This is a genomic window from Roseateles sp. DB2, assembly GCF_051857535.1.
Classification (GTDB): domain Bacteria; phylum Pseudomonadota; class Gammaproteobacteria; order Burkholderiales; family Burkholderiaceae_C; genus Roseateles_B.
Genome location: NZ_JBPZGY010000003.1, coordinates 234,857 through 253,413 on the forward strand (window position 1 = coordinate 234,857; position 18,557 = coordinate 253,413).

16 protein-coding genes and 1 tRNA gene are annotated in these 18,557 nt (G+C 65.9%); 14 read left to right on the forward strand and 3 right to left on the reverse strand.

From position 1 onward, the window contains the following. Positions 1–50: 50 nt before the first annotated feature. The gene (locus ACS5PK_RS06105) at positions 51–572 is read left to right on the forward strand and encodes a phosphoribosyltransferase (protein ID WP_183102684.1); all 522 of its coding nucleotides are present in this window, start codon (positions 51–53) and stop codon (positions 570–572) included. Between the two features lie 327 nt (positions 573–899). On the opposite strand, the gene ACS5PK_RS06110 is transcribed toward ACS5PK_RS06105, so the two are convergent. Then, positions 900–984: transfer RNA gene (locus ACS5PK_RS06110), tRNA-Leu, on the reverse strand. 141 nt (positions 985–1,125) lie between these two features. On the opposite strand from ACS5PK_RS06110, the gene rnr reads away from it, so the two are divergent. Further along, the gene (gene rnr, locus ACS5PK_RS06115; protein WP_439439594.1) at positions 1,126–3,381 is read left to right on the forward strand and encodes a ribonuclease R; all 2,256 of its coding nucleotides are present in this window, start codon (positions 1,126–1,128) and stop codon (positions 3,379–3,381) included. A 133-nt stretch (positions 3,382–3,514) separates the two neighbouring features. Here the strand turns inward: rnr and ACS5PK_RS06120 are convergent, their stop codons facing one another. Then, entirely contained in the window at positions 3,515–5,047 is a 1,533-nt protein-coding gene (locus ACS5PK_RS06120; RefSeq protein ID WP_439439355.1) for an NAD(P)H-hydrate dehydratase, read from the reverse strand. Between the two features lie 14 nt (positions 5,048–5,061). Further along, the gene (locus ACS5PK_RS06125; protein WP_439439356.1) at positions 5,062–6,363 is read right to left on the reverse strand and encodes an NAD(P)/FAD-dependent oxidoreductase; all 1,302 of its coding nucleotides are present in this window, start codon (positions 6,361–6,363) and stop codon (positions 5,062–5,064) included. Between the two features lie 407 nt (positions 6,364–6,770). Between ACS5PK_RS06125 and rpsB the strand changes: the two genes are divergently transcribed. The 12 genes from rpsB to fabZ all read left to right on the forward strand — a co-directional run bounded on the left by rpsB (position 6,771) and on the right by fabZ (position 18,535). After that, entirely contained in the window at positions 6,771–7,517 is a 747-nt protein-coding gene (gene rpsB, locus ACS5PK_RS06130; RefSeq protein ID WP_439439357.1) for a 30S ribosomal protein S2, read from the forward strand. A 105-nt stretch (positions 7,518–7,622) separates the two neighbouring features. After that, positions 7,623–8,534: a translation elongation factor Ts gene (gene tsf, locus ACS5PK_RS06135; protein ID WP_439439358.1), complete on the forward strand. Its 912-nt coding sequence runs from the start codon at positions 7,623–7,625 to the stop codon at positions 8,532–8,534. A 195-nt stretch (positions 8,535–8,729) separates the two neighbouring features. Next, a complete protein-coding gene (pyrH, locus tag ACS5PK_RS06140) occupies positions 8,730–9,440 on the forward strand; it encodes a UMP kinase (RefSeq protein WP_183102689.1) in 711 nt (236 codons plus the stop codon). A 50-nt stretch (positions 9,441–9,490) separates the two neighbouring features. Next, a complete protein-coding gene (frr, locus tag ACS5PK_RS06145) occupies positions 9,491–10,051 on the forward strand; it encodes a ribosome recycling factor (RefSeq protein WP_269629613.1) in 561 nt (186 codons plus the stop codon). Between the two features lie 13 nt (positions 10,052–10,064). Further along, positions 10,065–10,790: a polyprenyl diphosphate synthase gene (gene uppS / locus ACS5PK_RS06150; RefSeq protein ID WP_439439359.1), complete on the forward strand. Its 726-nt coding sequence runs from the start codon at positions 10,065–10,067 to the stop codon at positions 10,788–10,790. Beyond that, the gene (locus ACS5PK_RS06155; protein WP_439439360.1) at positions 10,791–11,636 is read left to right on the forward strand and encodes a phosphatidate cytidylyltransferase; all 846 of its coding nucleotides are present in this window, start codon (positions 10,791–10,793) and stop codon (positions 11,634–11,636) included. Further along, the gene (gene ispC, locus ACS5PK_RS06160; protein ID WP_439439361.1) at positions 11,633–12,829 is read left to right on the forward strand and encodes a 1-deoxy-D-xylulose-5-phosphate reductoisomerase; all 1,197 of its coding nucleotides are present in this window, start codon (positions 11,633–11,635) and stop codon (positions 12,827–12,829) included. Before ACS5PK_RS06155 ends, ispC begins: the two co-directional genes overlap by 4 nt. Next, a complete protein-coding gene (gene rseP, locus ACS5PK_RS06165) occupies positions 12,829–14,205 on the forward strand; it encodes an RIP metalloprotease RseP (protein WP_439439362.1) in 1,377 nt (458 codons plus the stop codon). The genes ispC and rseP overlap by 1 nt, the downstream gene beginning before the upstream one ends. A 12-nt stretch (positions 14,206–14,217) precedes the next feature. After that, the gene (bamA, locus tag ACS5PK_RS06170; RefSeq protein WP_439439363.1) at positions 14,218–16,533 is read left to right on the forward strand and encodes an outer membrane protein assembly factor BamA; all 2,316 of its coding nucleotides are present in this window, start codon (positions 14,218–14,220) and stop codon (positions 16,531–16,533) included. Then, complete coding sequence (locus ACS5PK_RS06175) at positions 16,533–17,042, forward strand: OmpH family outer membrane protein (RefSeq protein WP_439439364.1); 510 nt, start codon at positions 16,533–16,535, stop codon at positions 17,040–17,042. The genes bamA and ACS5PK_RS06175 overlap by 1 nt, the downstream gene beginning before the upstream one ends. Then, on the forward strand, positions 17,043–18,080 hold the full coding sequence (gene lpxD / locus ACS5PK_RS06180) for a UDP-3-O-(3-hydroxymyristoyl)glucosamine N-acyltransferase (protein ID WP_439439365.1): 1,038 nt from the start codon (positions 17,043–17,045) through the stop codon (positions 18,078–18,080). Next, the gene (gene fabZ, locus ACS5PK_RS06185; protein WP_439439366.1) at positions 18,077–18,535 is read left to right on the forward strand and encodes a 3-hydroxyacyl-ACP dehydratase FabZ; all 459 of its coding nucleotides are present in this window, start codon (positions 18,077–18,079) and stop codon (positions 18,533–18,535) included. The genes lpxD and fabZ overlap by 4 nt, the downstream gene beginning before the upstream one ends. The last annotated feature ends 22 nt before the right edge of the window (positions 18,536–18,557 follow it).

An 18,557-nucleotide genomic window follows, 5' to 3' on the forward strand; every position in this document is an offset into this window, starting at 1 on the left:
ACACGCGCTCAGACCCCCTCAACATCCCCACTGCATTGGAGTAAGCATCTATGTTGACCGACGACGGCAAGCACTTGTACGTGTCCTGGGACGAATACCATCTGCTGACCGAGCGCCTGGCGCTCAAGGTGCATGCCTCGGGCTGGGAGTTTGACCAGATCCTGTGCCTGGCCCGCGGCGGCGTTCGCCCGGGTGACGTGCTGTCCCGTGTCTTCGACAAGCCGCTGGGCATCATGTCCACCAGTTCCTATCGCGCGGAAGCCGGCACCATCCAGGGCCGACTGGACATCGCCAAGTACATCACCATGCCCAAGGGTGAGCTCGCTGGCCGCGTGCTGCTGGTGGACGATCTGGCCGACTCCGGCGTGACGCTGAAGGCCGTCGTGGAGCGCCTGCGCGGCATGCCTGCGGTGAAGGAGCTGCGCTCGGCGGTGATCTGGACCAAGTCGGTATCGACCTACACGCCGGACTACTACGTCGAGATGCTGGAGACCAGCCCCTGGATCCATCAGCCCTTCGAGATCTACGACGACATGCGCCCGGACGCGCTGGCGAAGAAGTTCTCGGTCTGACGGGGCATTCCTGATCGCGACTTTCGCCATCACCTGCTCGCGAAGCGCGGCGCCTCGTTCTCGAGGCCCCGCGCTTTTTTCATGGCTGCATGGGGCGGCGGCGGGATGGGGTCAGGCATTGCCCACGGACCCGGTGGGCGGTGGTATCTTGTACGCGTGGCGACCCGCACAACAAAATGGCCGCAGTCTTTCGATCTGCAGCCATGGAGTGAGAGGTGGTGCGCAGGCGAGTGCGAGTGAGGTGAGTGCGTGTGCAGGAGACAGCGCCAAGAACTGCGCAAAAACAAAAGCCAGCTCTGAAATCAGAAGCTGGCTTTTGAGAGTATCTGGTGCCCAGGAGAGGACTCGAACCTCCACGGAGTTACCCGCTAGTACCTGAAACTAGTGCGTCTACCAATTCCGCCACCTGGGCAAGGTTTCCAAGCCATCGGTTTAAACGTATGATTCGTTTAAACAAATTGCCTGGCCGTTTCAGGAAAGCTGAGATTCTATCATCAAAAATTTTAAGAACACAAGTGGTCCCGGCAATAACGCCGGTTCGCAGGCTGCCCTGCTGAGCGAAGTCGAGGGCGTGGTGCAAGGCCACCGCGACGGACACGGGTTCCTGATCCCAGACGACGGGCAGCCCGACCTCTACCTTTCCTCCCAGGAAATGCATGCCGTGATGCACGGCGATCGCTTGCGCGCCCGCATCGTGCGCTATGACAAGCGCGGGCGCCCGGAAGGCCGGGTGCTTGAGATCCTGGATCGCAAGAAGAGGCCCATCATCGGCCGGCTGCTGCTGGAGTCCGGCGTCTGGCTGGTGGCTCCTGAAGACAAGCGTTATGGCCAGGACATCCTGGTGCCCAAGAACGCCATCGCCAATGCCACCGCAGGCCAGGTGGTCGCCGTCGAGCTGACCGAGCCGCCATCCCTGTATTCGCAACCCGTAGGCCGCGTGACCGAGGTGCTGGGTGAGATCGACGACCCCGGCATGGAAATCGAGATCGCGGTGCGCAAGTACGAGGTGCCGCACCGCTTCAGCGCCGAGACGCTCTCCCAGGCCGCCAAGCTGCCGGATCGCGTGCGTGCGGTGGACATGAAAAACCGCGTGGACCTGCGCGACGTCGCCCTGGTCACCATCGATGGCGAGGATGCCCGCGACTTCGACGATGCCGTCTTCTGCGCGCCGCACAAGCAGGGCCGCGGCAAGACGGCCTTCAAGGGCTGGCGCTTGCTGGTGGCTATTGCCGATGTCAGCCATTACGTGAAGCCGGGCGAGCCGCTGGACCTCGATGCCTACGAGAGAGCCACCTCCGTCTACTTCCCGCGCCGCGTGATTCCCATGCTGCCGGAGAAGCTCTCCAACGGCTTGTGCTCGCTGAATCCCGAGCAGGATCGGCTCTCCATGGTCTGCGACATGCTGATCACCGAGGAGGGTGAGACCTTTGCCTACCAGTTCTACCCGGCGGTGATCTGCTCGCATGCGCGGCTGACTTACAACGAGGTGGCGGCCGTGTTGGCCAATACCCATGGGCCGGAGGCCGGGCGCCGTCAGGATCTGGTGCCGCATTTGCTGCATCTGCACGAGGTCTACCGTGCGCTGCTGAGCCAGCGCCAGCGCCGTGGCGCCGTGGACTTCGACACGGTCGAGACCCAGATCGTTTGCGATGACAACGGTCGCATCGAGAAGATCATCCCCCGCACTCGCAATGACGCCCATCGCCTGATCGAGGAGGCCATGCTGGCCGCCAACGTCTGCGCGGCGGATTTCATCGCGGGCGGCAAGCACCATTCGCTGTACCGCGTGCACGAAGGGCCTACGCCCGAGAAGCGCACGGCGCTGCAGGCCTATCTGCGGGCGCTGGGCATCGGCATGGGCCTGTCGGACGATCCCTCGCCGGGCGAGTACCAGGCCATCGCGCATGCCACCAAGGACAGGCCCGATGCCACGCAGATCCACACGATGCTGCTGCGCTCCATGCAGCAGGCCATCTACACGGGCGCCAATGCCGGCCACTTCGGCCTGGCCTATCAGGCCTACACGCACTTCACCAGCCCGATCCGTCGCTATCCGGACCTGCTGGTGCACCGCGTCATCAAGGCCATGCTGGGCAACAAGCGCTACCAGCTCGATGCCGCCAAGATGGATGTGCCCGTGCCTCCCAAGCGGCCCGGCAAGGCCAAGCCCATCAACCCTGCCTCCGCGAGCACCGAGATCGAGCGCTGGGAAGTCGTGGGTGCGCACTGCAGCGCCAATGAGCGCCGGGCTGACGAAGCCTCCCGCGACGTCGAGGCCTGGCTCAAGTGCCGCTACATGCGGGAGCACCTGGGCGAGGAATTCAGCGGGACGGTCAGCGCGGTGACGAGCTTCGGTCTCTTTGTTCAGCTGGATGCGCTCTTTGTCGAGGGCTTGGTCCACATCACTGAACTGGGTGGCGAGTACTACCGCTTCGATGAGGTGCGCCAGGAGCTGCGCGGCGAGCGCACGGGCATCCGCTACGCCACGGGTGCGAGGGTGCAGGTGCAAGTCAGCCGCGTGGACCTGGATGGTCGCAAGATCGACTTCCGTCTCGTGCGTGACGGCGACGATCTCCGCTCTTCGTCCAGGCCCCAGCGAGACAAGACCGGCCAGGCTCTGCCGCGCAAGCCGACGGACAAGCTCGCCGAGGTGCAGCGTCAGGACCGCGAGGTGAAGGCCAGCGGCAAGCGCGCGAAATCGGGCGCCGGCTCGCGCGCTGCAAGTGCTGCACCGCTGTCGCCGGTGGCGGCTCGCAAGACGGCGGCACGCAAGTCCAGCGAGGCCAGCAAGGGGCGCAAGCGCCGATGAGACGCAGGGTCAGCCTGACCCTCGAGCGGCTTTTTTGGGGTGTATAGGGAGGCTTGTGATCGCCTGAGATCGCCTATGCCCGCGAATGATCCCCTCGACGCATACGCCCATTCCGGCGCCATGCGCAGAGGGGTCAGGGCAGGGTGGCCTGCAGCGCGTGCATGTGCTCAATCAGCTCGGCGGCCCGCAGCGGGGTCTGTGCGCCGTGCGCGGCTTCGCCATGCCAGGCCACGCCGACAGTGGCGAGCTCATGCGGGGGCATGGTCGGGCATTGCGCCCACAGGCCCCCGAGCCAGCCGGCCAGCACGTCGCCAGTGCCTGCGCCGGCCAGGGCGGCGGTGCCGCTGCCATTCAGGTGCAAGGGCTCACCGGGGCTGGCGATCACGCTGCCCGAGCCCTTCAGCACCACGCTGCAGTCCAGGACCATGCTGAGTGTCCGGGCGGCCTTCAAGCGGTCTGCCTGGACCTGAGCCAGCGGCCATCGCAGCAGTCGCGCGGCCTCCAGCGGGTGCGGTGTGAGGATGGTCTGCAGCCCTGCGGCCCTGCGACCCTGCAGCAATGCCTGGGCCGCCGCGCTGCGCGACACGCTGTTGAGTCCGTCGGCATCCAGCACCAGGCGCGGGGCCTGACGCAGGATCTCGGGCAGTGGCGAAGCCAAGCCGGCATCCAGTCCATGCCCCGCTCCGCAGCCTGTGACAAGGGTCAGGTCTTGCCAGGGTGTCCGGCCATCGAGAGGGCCTTCGGGCCAACGCATGAGTTCGGGGCGGTCAAGCACGCTGCCGGTGGGCGAGGCGGCAGACAAGGGCTTGAGATGCACCTTGCCGGCCCCGGCGGCGAGCGCGGCACCCGATGCCAGCACGGCCGCGCCTTCCATGTGGGGGGCGCCACCGATGACCAGCACCTGTCCGTAGCTGCCCTTGTGGCTGGCATGCGGCCGCCGGGCCAGGCTCCGCCAGCGAAGCCTTTCGCCGCAGGCGATCAGCAGGCCACTGTCGCCCGGGGAGGTCGGCGTGCCGAGATTGTCGAACCAGATCCGGCCGGCATGGTCGCGACCCTGGCCGGTGAACAGCCCCGGCTTGAGGCTCAGCAGGCACAGCGTGTGCTGTGCCCGCACCACCGCGCCGGGCTGGCCCTGCTCATCGGGGCAGGCGCATCCGGTGTCGGTCTGCAGGCCGCTGGGTACGTCGATGCTCAGCACAGGCAGGCCGCTGCCGTTGATGGCGACGATGGCCTCCTTGAGCGCGCCCTCGGGTGCCCGCTGCAGGCCCAGCCCCAGCATGGCGTCGATGATCAGTCCGCAGCCCTCGGGCGGGTGCGGCGAACTGCCGATATGCAGGCCAGCCTCCAGTGCGGTTTGCAGGGCCCATTGGGCGTCAGAGGGCAGGGACTTGCTGCTGCGCAGGTGGCTGACGTGGACCTCCATTCCCAGGAGTGCAAGGTGGCGTGCGGCCACCAGTCCGTCGCCGCCGTTGTTGCCGGGTCCGCAGGCCACCCAGACCCGCCGCGCATGCGGTGCGACGGCGAGGCTCAGGCGCGCCGCGGCGAGGCCCGCGCGCGCCATCAGCGCCTGTGCTGGTGAGTCGAGCAGGGCGGCGGCTTCCTGGGCGCGGCAGCCTTCGCTGCTGAAGAGGGGGAAGCGGCCGGTCTGGCGGAGTACCTCGATCATGCGGCCACTCTAGCTCAGCGCAGGCGATCTGGCCCGAAGGCGCTGAGGTCCAGGCCCGGGTCGCGCCCCCCGATCAGGGCGGCCAGCAGCTGTGCCGAGCCCGCGGCCAGCGCGGCGCCCTGGCCGCCGTGGGCAAGGTTCAGCCAGATGCCTTCGGCGCCACTGGCGCCCAGCAGGGGAAGGCCATCGGCCAGCATCAGGCGGCTGCCCTGCCAGTACTGTGCCTGCTGAGACTGGATTGCGCCGGGGAACCAGTCGTGCAGGACCTCATGGAGGTGCTCGAAACCCTTGTCGCCGCGGCTGGGGGGCTGCAGGCAGGCACCGCCGCTGATGCGCACCCGCTGGCCCAGTCGGCTGAGGCTCAGTTGGTGGCAGTCGTCAATCAGGTTGGCGCGCGGGCCCAGGTCCGGGAAGGCCTCGAGCTGGCGCAGCGGTGCCGTCAGCGTGCGGCCCCAGACCTGCCGCATCGCCGGCTTCAGGCGCAGTTGCGCCAGCAGTGCGTCACCGGGCTGGGCGCCACACAGCACGATGGCATCGAAGCTGTGCGTCTGCGCTTCGCGCGGGCTGGGCACGGTGCTGGGGCCGGCTGCGGCAAGGGCGTCTCTTCTTTGCGAGGCGCCGGGTAGTCCGGCCTGTGTTGCGGGGGCATGGGTGAGAGCGGGGCGCTTGCCGGCCTGCAGGGCGCGGACCTCGGTGTGGAACATGAAGTGCGCGCCCAGGCGCTGGGCAGCCTGCTTGAGCAGCAGGCACAGCTCGCGGCCGTTGCTGGCCTCGGCTTCGGGCAGCTGCCATCCTCCGTGCAGTGGTGTATCGGGGCTGAGGCCGGGCTCCTGGCGACGGCAGGCCTCGGCGTCGAGCCACTGGTGTGCAATGCCGGCGGCCTGCCAGTGCTCGACCAGCGGTTGCGCCTTGCGGGTCTGGGCTTCGTCGCGCATCAGCACGAGCAGGCCTTCGCTGCGCTCATGGTCCAGCTGCAACTGCCTGCGAAGAAGGGTGGAGCGGGCGAGGCTCTGGCGGGTGAGGGCGAGCAGGGCGTTCTGGCGGAACTCGGTCCAGCCCTTGCTGCGTGCCTGGCGCGCGGCCCAGCGCCAGCCGGCGTCCGAAAGTCCGCTGGCCTGCAGGGCCAGCGGCTGCGTGCCGCACAGTGCACCCCACACGGGACTCAGAGCCGGGGCGCAGAGCCCGCCCTGGGCGAAGCTGGCCTCGGCAGCCACGCTGCCGCTGCGTTCGAACACAACCACGGCATGACCCTGGGCGGCCAGCTCCAGGGCTGCATGTACGCCGCTCAGGCCGGCGCCAACGATGGCGACTTCCATTCAGGACCTCGCCGTCAGGTCTTGCCGCAGCCCGCATGCGCAGGAACGGCCGGATTCAGGGGCGCGGCAGGGGTGCTGCGAGGGTGGGGAGGGCTGGGTTGCCGCAGCGCGCGGGCGGCAGGCGAAAGGGGAGGACATCAGTCGTGCTATACTCTTTGGGTTTTGCCGGGTACTGCAACTGCTGATACAGCAGAAGCGGCATCAGCAGCTCGATCCAGATCCGGGGCCGTTCAACGCAAGTTGGCATGTGCCGCAGCGATCTGGTGGGTGGCGATCTCGGCAGACAAATCGCAAACCCGGCAATCGATAGGTGTCGTGTCGCAGCAGCTCAATGAGCGGGCTTTTTTCGTGCCCTGTGCTGCGACGCGATTCGAGCCGGATTTTAGAACCAACCTTCGGAGTTACTCATGTCCGTCACGATGCGCGAAATGCTGGAAGCCGGTGTCCACTTTGGTCACCAAACCCGCTTCTGGAACCCCAAGATGGCCCCCTTCATCTACGGCCATCGCAACAAGATCCACATCATCAACCTCGAAAAGACGCTGCCCAAGTTCGAGGAAGCGCTGAAGTTCGTGCGCCAGCTGTCTGCCAAGCGCGGCACGATCCTGATGATCGGTACCAAGCGTCAAGCCCGTGACATCGTCGCCGCTGAAGCTCAGCGCGCTGGCGTGCCCTTCGTTGACCAGCGTTGGCTGGGCGGCATGCTGACCAACTTCAAGACGGTCAAGGGCTCGCTGAAGAACCTGAAGGATATGCAGGCTCAAGTCGAGAACGGCACCCAGCCCGCCATCAAGAAGGAAGCCCTGATGTTCCAGCGCGACCTGGCCAAGCTGGAAAAGAATATCGGCGGCATCCAGGACATGGGCGCCCTGCCTGATGCCCTGTTCGTGATCGACGTCGGCTACCACAAGATTGCCATCGCCGAAGCCAAGAAGCTGGGCATCCCCGTGATCGGCGTGGTTGACACCAACCACTCGCCTGAAGGCATCGACTACGTCATCCCTGGCAACGACGACTCCGCCAAGGCTGTCGCCCTGTATGCCAAGGCCGTGGCTGACGCCGTGCTGGAAGGCCGCGCCAACAGCACCGCCGAGCTGGTCCAGGCTGTTGCCGCTGATGGCGACGAATTCGTGGAAGTGAACGAAGGCGCCTGAGCTCTTCGGCACTTGCTCACCAGGGGCTGATTCAGCCCCTTTTTTCCACGCTGAATCTGTATTCGAGGAGCCGCTGAGTCGGCTCCCAGTCCAACGGAGATTGAAATGGCTGCTATTACCGCAAGCATGGTCGCCGAGCTGCGCGCCCGTACCGACGCTCCCATGATGGAGTGCAAGAAGGCCCTGACCGAGGCCGACGGTGACCTGACCCGTGCTGAGGAAATCCTGCGCGTCAAGCTGGGCAACAAGGCTGGCAAGGCCGCTTCCCGCATCACCGCCGAAGGCGTGGTGGCTGCTGCCGTTGTCGGCGGCGCAGGCGCCCTGATCGAAGTCAACTGCGAAACCGACTTCGTCTCCAAGAACGATGCCTTCCTGGCCTTCGTGAACGCCCTGGCTGGCCTGGTCGCCGAGAAGAACCCCGCTGACGTGGACGCCCTGTCTGCGCTGCCGCTGTCGCAGGAAGGCTTCGGCCCGACCGTGGAAGACGTGCGCAAGGGCCTGATCGGCAAGATCGGCGAGAACATGACCATCCGTCGCTTCAAGCGCTACGAGGGTGGCAAGCTGGTCTCCTATCTGCACGGCACCCGCATCGGCGTGATGGTCGAGTTTGACGGTGATGACGTGGCTGCCAAGGACGTCGCCATGCACGTGGCCGCCATGAAGCCGGCTGCCCTGTCTTCTGCCGAAGTGCCCGCCGAGCTGGTCGCCAAGGAGCGCAAGATCGCCGAAGAGAAGGCTGCCGAGTCCGGCAAGCCCGCCGACATCGTCGCCAAGATGGTCGAAGGCTCGGTGCAGAAGTTCCTGAAGGAAGTCTCGCTGCTGGACCAGGTCTTCGTGAAGGCCGCCGACGGCAAGCAGACCGTTGCCGCCATGCTGAAGGACAAGGCCACCGCGGTGAAGAGCTTCACCCTGTACGTGGTCGGCGAAGGCATCGAGAAGAAGGTCGACGACTTCGCAGCCGAAGTGGCCGCCCAGAAGGCTGCCGCCGAAGCAGCTGCCGCTGCCAAGAACGCCTGAGCGTCCCCGGCCGGGCTGACGAGCCCGGTCTGCCGCTCGGCCTGACCTGGAAATGAGGGAGAGTCCCGCATTTCCTCGATTCACCGCGACGGCTGGAAACAAAGGGCGCCTCTGGCGCCCTTTACACTTGCGCCTGCGGCCGGGGGGAGCACTCCCCGGCATCGCGGCAACCCCACCACTCACGACGAGGACACAATGCCCGCGCACAAACGCATCCTGCTCAAACTTTCCGGTGAAGCCCTGATGGGTGATGACGCCTACGGCATCAACCGCGCCACCATCGTGCGCATGGTGCGCGAGATCCAGGAGGTGACGCAGCTGGGTGTGGAAGTTGCCGTCGTGATCGGCGGTGGCAACATCTTCCGCGGCGTGGCTGGTGGCTCCGTGGGCATGGACCGCGCTACCGCCGACTACATGGGCATGCTGGCCACGGTGATGAACTCCCTGGCCCTGGCCGACACCATGCGCCAGGAGGGCATGACGGCACGCGTGATGTCTGCCATCAGCATCGAACAGGTGGTGGAGCCCTACGTGCGCCCCAAGGCGCTGCAGTACCTGGAAGAGGGCAAGGTCGTCGTCTTCGCCGCCGGCACGGGCAACCCCTTCTTCACCACCGACACCGCCGCCGCCCTGCGTGGTGCCGAGATCGGTGCCGAGATCATGCTGAAGGCCACCAAGGTCGATGGCGTCTACACCGCCGACCCGAAGAAGGACCCGACGGCCACTCGCTACGCCCGTATCAGCTTCGACGAGGCGATCACCAAGAATCTGCAGGTGCTGGACGCTACCGCGTTCGCCCTGTGCCGCGACCAGAAGCTGCCCATCAAGGTCTTCAGCATCTTCAAGGCCGGCGCGCTCAAGCGCGTGGTCATGGGCGAGGACGAGGGCACGCTGGTCCACGTTTGAGCGTCCTGGCGCGTTGAGCCCGGGTCCATTCCTGAACAAGGTTGAGCATCATGAGCATTGCTGACATCAAGAAGAACGCCGAGGCCAAGATGGCCAAGACGGTCGAATCCTTCAAGACCGAACTGCAGAAGATCCGCACCGGCCGGGCTCACCCGGGCATCCTGGATCAGGTCCATGTGGACTACTACGGTTCGCCGGTGCCCATCTCGCAGGTTGCCAACGTGAGCCTGCTGGACGCTCGCACCATCAGCGTGCAGCCCTGGGAAAAGGGCATGGGCCCCAAGATCGAGAAGGCCATTCGCGAATCGGACCTGGGCCTGAACCCCTCGGCCCAGGGCGACCTGATTCGCGTGCCGATGCCGCCCCTGACCGAAGAGCGCCGCCGCGACCTGACCAAGGTGGTCAAGAGCGCTGGCGAGGATGCGAAGGTGGCTGTGCGCAATCTGCGCCGCGACGCCAATGAGCAGGCCAAGAAGCTGCAGAAGGACAAGGCCATCACCGAGGATGACGAGCGCCGCTCGCAGGACGAGGTGCAGAAGCTGACCGATCGCGTGATCGGCGACATCGACAAGCTGATCGCGGCCAAGGAAGCCGAGATCCTGGCCGTCTGAGCCCGCACGCGTCGTGACGGATCAGAACAAGGCGGTCCCCCGCCATGTGGCCATCGTCATGGATGGCAACGGCCGTTGGGCGAAGAAGCGCTTTCTGCCGCGCTTCTTCGGTCACAAGCAAGGCGTCGATGCACTGGTGCGCATCGTGCAGGCCTGCATCGATCGCGACATCGAGCACCTCACGGTGTTCGCCTTCTCCAGCGAGAACTGGAAGCGCCCCTCCGATGAAGTCTCGGGCCTGATGGGCCTGGTGCTGGCGGCGGTGTCTCGCTACCTGGCCCGCATGGGCGCGATGGGTGTGCGCATCCGTATCGTGGGCGACCGCGATGCGGTGTCCGAGAAGCTGCGCAACGCCTGGAACGAGGCTGAGTCCTCGACCCTGCACAACAACAAGCTGACGCTCAACGTGGCCTTCAACTACGGTGGCCGCTGGGACATCGTGCAGGCTGCGCGCGCCGCCATGCTGGCGGGCGTCAGGCCTGAGGAACTGAGCGAAGCCAAGCTGTCCCAGTTCATGGCCATGAGCTATGCCCCGGACCCCGACCTCTTTATCCGCACGGGCGGCGAGGTCCGCATCAGCAACTTCCTGCTGTGGCAGTCGGCCTACAGCGAATTCGTGTTCTCGGACTGCCTGTGGCCCGACTTTGGCGAGGCCCAACTGGACGCCGCCATCGCTGCCTTCCGTGAACGGGATCGCCGCTTTGGCGGCGTGAAGACTGACGCCGTGCAGGAGGCCTGAGTGCTCGGAACCCGCATCATCACGGCCATTGTGCTGCTGGCCATCCTGCTGCCGGCGCTGTTCGCCGGCTCGCCCTGGCCGTTTGCGGCCGTGACCCTCGTGCTGATCGCCGCGGGCGGCTGGGAGTGGGGGCGCCTCAATGGCCTGGCACAGCCCGGCGCACTGCTGGTGGGCCTGACGCTGGCCGGCTTGTGCCTGTTCACGCTGATGGGGCCAGGTCTTGCGGCGCTGCCGTCAGGCCTGTGGTGGGGGATCGGGGGGGCCTGGGTACTGGGTGGGGCGCAGGCGCTGCGCCTGGGGCCCTCGGGTTGGCCACGCCTGCCCAGGGCGGGGCGCCTGGTGCTGGGTTTCATACTGCTGTGGGCTGCCTGGGGCGCCATCGCCACGGCGCGAGGCCTGGGCCTGAACTTCATTCTGTCGGTCTTCTGCCTGGTGTGGGTTGCTGATGTCTTCGCCTACTTTGGCGGGCGCACCATGGGCCGGCGCAAGTTGGCCCCGGCCATCAGCCCCGGCAAGAGTTGGGAAGGCGTCTGGACCGGCATGGTGGCCGTTCTCCTGCTGGGCCTGGCCTGGACCTTCGGCCTGGAGCCCCGCCTGCACACTGACGGCCCCAGCCTCTACACCCGGCTGCTGACGGGGCTGGGCCTGCCGCTGGGTCTGCTGGCCCTGGTTTTCCTGTCTGCCATGAGCGTGGTCGGCGACCTCTTCGAATCCCTCATCAAGCGCGCTGTCGGTGCCAAGGACAGCAGTCAGTTGCTGCCTGGCCATGGTGGAGTGCTGGACCGCGTTGATGCCCTGCTGCCGGTCTTTCCGCTGGCCCTGGCCCTGAACTCCCTCGTCGCATGAACACTTCCCGCCGACTGCGCGTCTGCGTGCTGGGCTCCACCGGCTCCATCGGCACTAACACGCTGGACGTGCTGGGCCGTCATCCCGAGCGCTACGAGGTCGTCGCCCTCAGCGCGATGAGCCGCGTGGACGCGCTGCTGGCCCAGTGCCTGCAGTGGCAACCACGCTTTGCCGTAATGCCTGAAGAGGGCGCCGCGAGGGAACTGCGCCGCCTGCTGCGCGAGCAGGGCAGCCGCACCGAGGTGCTCAGCGGTACGCAGGCGCTCAGCGAGATCGCTGCCCATCCCGAGGTGGATGCGGTGATGGCGGCCATCGTCGGCGCCGCCGGTCTGGCGCCCTGTCTGGCCGCCGCGCGTGCTGGCAAACGACTGATGCTGGCCAACAAGGAAGCCATCGTCGTCGGCGGTGCGCTGTTCATGCAGGCGGTGGAGCAGGGCGGTGCGACGCTGCTGCCGGTGGACTCGGAGCATTCGGCCATCTTCCAGTGTCTGCCCGAGGACCGCGCCACCTGGGCACAGCGAATCGATCACATCGTGCTCACCGCCTCGGGGGGGCCTTTCCGCCAGCGGGATCCTGCGACGCTCGCCGAGATCACGCCCGAGCAGGCCTGCGCCCATCCCAACTGGGTGATGGGTCGCAAGATCTCGGTGGACTCGGCGACCATGATGAACAAGGCGCTGGAGGTCATCGAAGCCCGCTGGCTGTTCAGCCTCAAGCCTGAGCAGATCCGCGTGCTGATCCATCCCCAGAGCATCATCCATTCCATGGTGGTCTGCCGCGACAACTCCGTTCTGGCCCAACTGGGGACGCCCGACATGCGCGTGCCCATTGCCTATGCCCTGTCCTTCCCGGCGCGCATCGAGTCCGGTGCCTCGCGCCTGGACCTGCTGGCGGGCAAGGATCTCAGCTTCGAGGAGGCGGACGAGCGCCGTTTCCCCGGCCTCTACCTGTCCTGGCAGGCCCTGCGGTCGGAGGAGGGCGCGACGGCTGTGCTCAATGCCGCCAACGAGGAGGCCGTCGCGGCCTTCCTGGACGGTCGCCTGCGCTTCGACCAGATCCACGCACTCAATGCCGAGGTGCTGGCGACGGTGCATCCGCAGGCCGGCCAGTGCCAGTCGCTGGAAGGGTTGCTGGCGTTGGATGAGCAGGCCCGCCAGGCGGCGCGGCATCGTATTGAGAAGTTGAGGGCCTGATGCTGCTGGAGCTGGTGGCCTTTCTTGTCGCACTGGGGGTGTTGATCCTCGTGCACGAGTACGGTCATTTCCGCGTGGCCCGGGCCTGTGGCGTCAAGGTGCTGCGTTTCTCCCTGGGCTTCGGTCGGGTGCTCTGGCGGCGTCAACGCACGGCCGACTCGACGGAATTCACACTGTCAGTGCTGCCCCTGGGGGGCTATGTGCGCATGCTGGACGAGCGCGAGGGCCCCGTTCCTGTCGGACTGCGCGAGCAAGCCTTCAACAACAAGCCACTGCGCCAGCGCGCAGCCATCGTTGCCGCCGGCCCGATCGCCAATTTCCTGCTGGCCATCGTGTTGTTCGCCACTCTGGCCTGGATGGGCCAGCAGGAGCCCCTGCCTCTGCTGGGCACACCCAAGCCTGGGGGGCTGGCAGAGCGCTCGGGCATGCGGGCCGGTGATCGCGTGATGGCACTGGCCCTGGAGGGCGGCCCCTGGCAGGACGTCGCTTCCACGGCGCAGTTGCAGTGGCCTGTGATCGAGGCCATCACCGAGCAATCAGTGCTGAATCTGCAACTGGCTGATGCACTCGGCCATGGACGGCGGGAGGTGCGACTGGACATGCGTGAGTTGGGCACGCGTGAGCCGGACCTCGCCGCGCTGACCCGTCTGGGCCTGGGCGCGCCCCTGCGCGAGCCGGTGCTGGGTGAGGTCAAGGCGGACGGTGCGGCTGCGCGGGCCGGCCTGCGCACGGGGGATCGGGTGCTTGAGGTGGATGGCCAAGCGATGCTGGATGCGGCCCAGTTGGTCGGCATCATACGAGCCTACCCTCAGGCTCAGGCAGAGGCTTCGCAGGGCCAGCGCTGGCGCATAGAACGCCAGGGCCAGGTCTTGTCACTTGAGGTCACGCCGGCCGTCGAGCAGGAGGGCGCGGTGCGCATTGGCCGCATCCAGGCCATGGTGGGCTCGGCGCCGCAGACGGTGTTGGTGAGCCATGCGCTGGACGAGGCCCTGCTGATCGGCCTGCGCAAGACCTGGGAGCAATCCTGGATGACGCTCAAGATCTTCGGCCGCATGCTGATCGGACAGGCCTCGCTGAAGAACCTGAGTGGCCCCATCACCATTGCCGATGCGGCCGGGCAGGCTGCTCGCGTGGGGCTGCCTCAGTACCTGAGCCTGCTGGCCATGCTTAGCGTCGGCTTAGGCGTCCTGAACCTGCTGCCGCTGCCCATGCTCGATGGGGGGCACCTGATGTATTATCTTTTCGAGGGTCTGAGCGGCCGCCCCGTGTCCGAGTGGTGGCTGGAGCGGCTCCAGCGCGCCGGTTTCTTTCTGATGCTGCTGATGATGGCTCTGGCCCTTTCCAACGACGTGACCCGCAAGCTGGGTCTGCACTGATCTCTCACCTGCATGTCTCCACACCTGACCCAGCGCGCGCGCATCCGCCCCTCTGTCCTGTCCCTCGCGCTCGCTGCTGCATTGCAGGCGGGCAATGCCTGGGCTGTCGATCCCTTCGTGCTGAAGGATATTCGGGTCGAGGGCGTGCAGCGCACCGACCCTGGCACTGTCTTCGCGAGCCTGCCTTTCCGCGTCGGCGACACCTACAACGATGAAAAGGGCGCAGCGGCCTTGCGTGCGCTGTTCGCCACGGGCCTGTTCAAGGACGTGCGTATCAACATCGACGGCGACGTGCTCGTGGTCGTCATCGACGAGCGCCCCGTCATTGCCGCCGTCAGCTTCGTCGGGCTCAAGGAGTTCGACACCGAGGCGCTGACCAAGTCGCTGAAGGATATCGGCATCGGCGAGGGCAAGCCCTTTGACAAGGCGCTGGCGGACCGCGCCGAGCAGGAGCTCAAGCGGCAGTACCTGACTCGCAGCCTCTATGGCGCCGAGGTCACGACGACCATCACGCCGCTGGAGCGCAACCGCGTCAACGTGGCCTTCACGGTGACGGAGGGTGATCCTGCAAAGATTGGCGACATCCGCATCCTCGGTTCCAAGGTCTTTTCCGAGAGCACCCTGCTGGGCCTGCTGGAACAGACCACCTCCGGCTGGCTGACCTGGTACACCAAGAGCGACCGCTATTCGCGCACCAAGCTCAATGCTGATCTGGAAACCCTGCGCTCCTACTATCTGAACCGCGGCTACCTGGAGTTCTCGATCGAGTCCACCCAGGTCACGATCTCGCCGGACAAGCAGAGCATCAACATCGCCATCACCGTCAAGGAAGGCCAGCCCTACACCGTGACGGCAGTCAAGCTTGAGGGCGAGCTGCTGGGGCGTGAGGAAGAGTTCAAGCGCCTCGTGGCGGTGCAGCCAGGGCAGGCCTACAAGGACGAATCCGTGACGGCCACCAAGCGTGCCTTCACCGATTACCTCGGCACCTTTGGCTACGCCTTTGCGCGCGTGGAAAGCCGGCCTGAGATCGACAAGAGCACCGGGCAGGTCGTCGTGGCCCTGAGCGTCGATCCCGGTCGCCGGGTCTACGTGCGTCGCATGCTGGTCTCCGGCAACACGCGCACGCGCGACGAAGTCATCCGCCGCGAATTCCGCCAGTTCGAGGGCGCCTGGTACGACGGCGCACGCATCAAGTTCTCGCGGGACCGTGTGGAACGCCTGGGCTACTTCAAGGATGTGACGATCGACACCAATGAGGTGCCGGGCGCTCCGGACCAGGTGGACGTCACCCTCGCCGTCACCGAGCGGCCCACCGGCAACATCATGGTGGGTGCGGGCTACAGCAGCCAGCAGGGCGTTTCCTTCACTGGCTCCATTCGTCAGGAGAACGTCTTCGGTTCGGGCAATTACCTGGGCCTGGAGGTGAACACCGCGAAGACGGGCCGTGCGCTGTCGGTCTCCACCGTGGACCCCTATTTCACGGTGGACGGCGTGTCCCGCGGCGTGGACATCTTCTATCGCACCAGCAAGCCCTACAACAGCTTCGGTGACGTCTACGAGTTCGCCTCCTATGGCGGCTCGCTGCGCTTCGGTGTGCCCTTCTCGGAGCTGGATACCGTCTTCTTCGGCCTGGGCGTCGAGAAGACCAAGATCTCGACCGATGCCGGCATCCCGCTGATGTACAAGCTGCAGGTGCTGGAGCAGGGCAACAACAGCCTGGCGATTCCCCTGACCATAGGCTGGCAGAACGAGCAGCGCGACAGCATCATCTCGCCCACTGCCGGCAAGTACCAGCGCGTCAACCTCGAGATGAGCGCTTTGGGCGATGCCCGCTATGCGCGTGCCAGCCTGCAGTGGCAACAGTTCTTCCCCATCACCAACAAGTTCAGCTGGATGATCAATGCGCAGCTGGACTGGGGCGTTGGCCTGGGGGGGCGCAAGTACCCCATCTTCAAGAACTACTACGCCGGTGGTCTGGGCTCAGTGCGGGTGTTCGAGGCCAACTCCCTGGGGCCGGTGGACCTGACGGGCTCCAACATCGGTGGCAATCTGCGCGCCAATGTCAACGCCGAGCTCTATCTGCCCGTTCCCGGTGCAGGCAATGACAAGTCTTTCCGTCTGTTCACCTTCCTGGACGCCGGCAATGTGTGGGACACCAAGAACCCGTACTACAAGGTGTCCCTGGATTCCGTGCGCGTGGCGGCTGGCATCGGCATCAGCTGGATGTCCCCCATGGGCCCGCTGAAGCTGAGCATGGGCAAGCCCATCCGCAAGGACGCGAAAGATAGAATCGAGAAATTCCAATTCCAAGTCGGGACTGCATTCTGATGAAGAGCACCTTGATGAAATCGCTGTGCGCACTGGCCTTGGTGGCTGCGCCGGTGATGACCTTGCAAGCCCAGGAACTCAAGATCGGCTACGTGAACCTTGAGCGCGTCACGCGCGAGAGCAATTTCGCCAAGGCCGCGCAGACCAAGCTGGAAACGGAATTCAGCCGGCGCGAGAAGGACATCAAGGATGCCGAGCAGAAGCTGCGCCAGGCCGCCGAGAAGTTTGACAAGGACTCGACCCTGCTGGCCGAGGCCGACCGCAGCCGCCGCCAGCGCGACCTGGCCGAGCAGGAGCGGGACCTGCAGCGCAAGAAGCGCGAGTACTCCGAAGACCTCCAGCAGCGCCGTGGCGAGGAGTTGCAGACCTTGATCGAGCGCACCAACCGCATCGTCAAGCAGATCTTCGACAACGAAAAGTACGACCTCATCCTGCAGGACGCCAGCTTCGTCAGCAACCGCGTGGACATCACCAAGAAAGTGATCGACGCGCTCAACGCTCAGAAGTGATTGGATACCGCCGTCACCCTGGCAGACCTGATCGCCGCCTTGGGCGGCGATCTTCTTGGTGCGCCCGAAACACCCATCCATCGCATCGCGGCGCTGGAAACGGCGGATGACCACTCCATCGCCTTCCTGGCGAATGTGCGTTACCAGTCCCAGCTCAAGACCACGCTGGCTGCCTGCGTGATCGTGTCGCCGGCCTTGGCCGAGACCGCCGCGCAGCGCCAGCCCGGTGCCGCGGTGATCGTCACGCCAGATCCCTATCTCTACTTCGCTCGGCTCACGCAGTGGTGGGCCCGCAAGGTGCGCCCGCTGCCGCCTGCACGTGTCCACCCGTCCGCGGTGATCGCCGAGGACGTGCAGCTGGGGCAGGGCGTGGACATCGGCCCCCTGGCCGTGATCGAGGCCGGGGCCGTGATCGGCGAAGGCGCTCGCATCGGTGCCCATTGCGTGGTCGAGGCCCGAGCCCGCATCGGTGCTGGCAGCCGCCTGAGCCCGCGCGTCACCGTCGGCTTTGATTGCCAGATCGGCGCGCATTGCATCCTGCACAGCGGTGTGGTGATCGGCGCAGATGGCTTCGGCTTTGCGCTGAGCCAGGGCCGCTGGGAGAAGATCGAGCAGCTGGGCGCAGTGCGCATCGGGGACCACGTCGAGATCGGTGCCAACAGCTGCATCGACCGGGGGGCCCTGGGGGATACCGTGCTGGAGGAGGGCGTCAAGCTCGACAACCTCGTCCAGATCGGCCACAACGTCCATGTGGGCGCACACACGGCCATGGCTGGTTGCGCCGGCGTGGCCGGCAGTGCGCGCATCGGCGCGCACTGCACCGTTGGCGGGGGCGCCATCGTGCTGGGCCATCTGAGTCTGGCGGACCATGTCCATGTGTCCGCCGCCACCGTGGTCACCCGCACCATCACCAAGCCGGGCCAGTACAGCGGCGTTTTCCCCTTCGACGACAATGCCAGCTGGGAAAAGAATGCAGCAACCCTGAGACAGTTGCATGCCATGCGCGACCGACTGCGCGCCTTAGAGAGAAAAGAATGACGACCGATACCAAGATGGACATCCACCAGATCCTGGCCAAGATCCCCCACCGCTACCCCATCCTGCTGGTGGACCGTGTGCTGGAGATCGAGAAGGGCAAGCGCATCCGTGCGCTGAAGAACGTGTCCATCAACGAACCCTATTTCATGGGCCACTTCCCGCATCGCCCGGTGATGCCTGGGGTGCTGATGCTGGAAGCCATGGCTCAGGCCGCCACCGTGCTGACCCTGGTGAGCCTGGACACCGAGCTGGATGACAAGACCGTCTGCTACTTCGCCGGCATCGACGGTGCCCGCTTCAAGCGCCCTGTGGAGCCGGGCGACCAACTGGTCCTGGACGTGACCCTGAATCGTGCCAAGGCTTCCATCTTCAAGTACACCGGCAGGGTTTATGTCGGCGAGGACATCGCCTGCGAGGCCGAGCTGATGTGCACCATGCGTCGCATCGAGGCCTGAGGCCTTCCCGCGAGCCCTTCAC

Coding starts and splice junctions, on each gene's coding strand:
- ACS5PK_RS06105 (WP_183102684.1), top strand. CDS start 51: ATGTTGACCGACGACGGCAAGCACTTGTACGTGTCCTGGGACGAATAC.
- ACS5PK_RS06120 (WP_439439355.1), bottom strand. CDS start 5,047: ATGATCGAGGTACTCCGCCAGACCGGCCGCTTCCCCCTCTTCAGCAGC.
- ACS5PK_RS06125 (WP_439439356.1), bottom strand. CDS start 6,363: ATGGAAGTCGCCATCGTTGGCGCCGGCCTGAGCGGCGTACATGCAGCC.
- rpsB (WP_439439357.1), top strand. CDS start 6,771: ATGTCCGTCACGATGCGCGAAATGCTGGAAGCCGGTGTCCACTTTGGT.
- tsf (WP_439439358.1), top strand. CDS start 7,623: ATGGCTGCTATTACCGCAAGCATGGTCGCCGAGCTGCGCGCCCGTACC.
- pyrH (WP_183102689.1), top strand. CDS start 8,730: ATGCCCGCGCACAAACGCATCCTGCTCAAACTTTCCGGTGAAGCCCTG.
- frr (WP_269629613.1), top strand. CDS start 9,491: ATGAGCATTGCTGACATCAAGAAGAACGCCGAGGCCAAGATGGCCAAG.
- ispC (WP_439439361.1), top strand. CDS start 11,633: ATGAACACTTCCCGCCGACTGCGCGTCTGCGTGCTGGGCTCCACCGGC.
- rseP (WP_439439362.1), top strand. CDS start 12,829: ATGCTGCTGGAGCTGGTGGCCTTTCTTGTCGCACTGGGGGTGTTGATC.
- bamA (WP_439439363.1), top strand. CDS start 14,218: ATGTCTCCACACCTGACCCAGCGCGCGCGCATCCGCCCCTCTGTCCTG.
- ACS5PK_RS06175 (WP_439439364.1), top strand. CDS start 16,533: ATGAAGAGCACCTTGATGAAATCGCTGTGCGCACTGGCCTTGGTGGCT.
- fabZ (WP_439439366.1), top strand. CDS start 18,077: ATGACGACCGATACCAAGATGGACATCCACCAGATCCTGGCCAAGATC.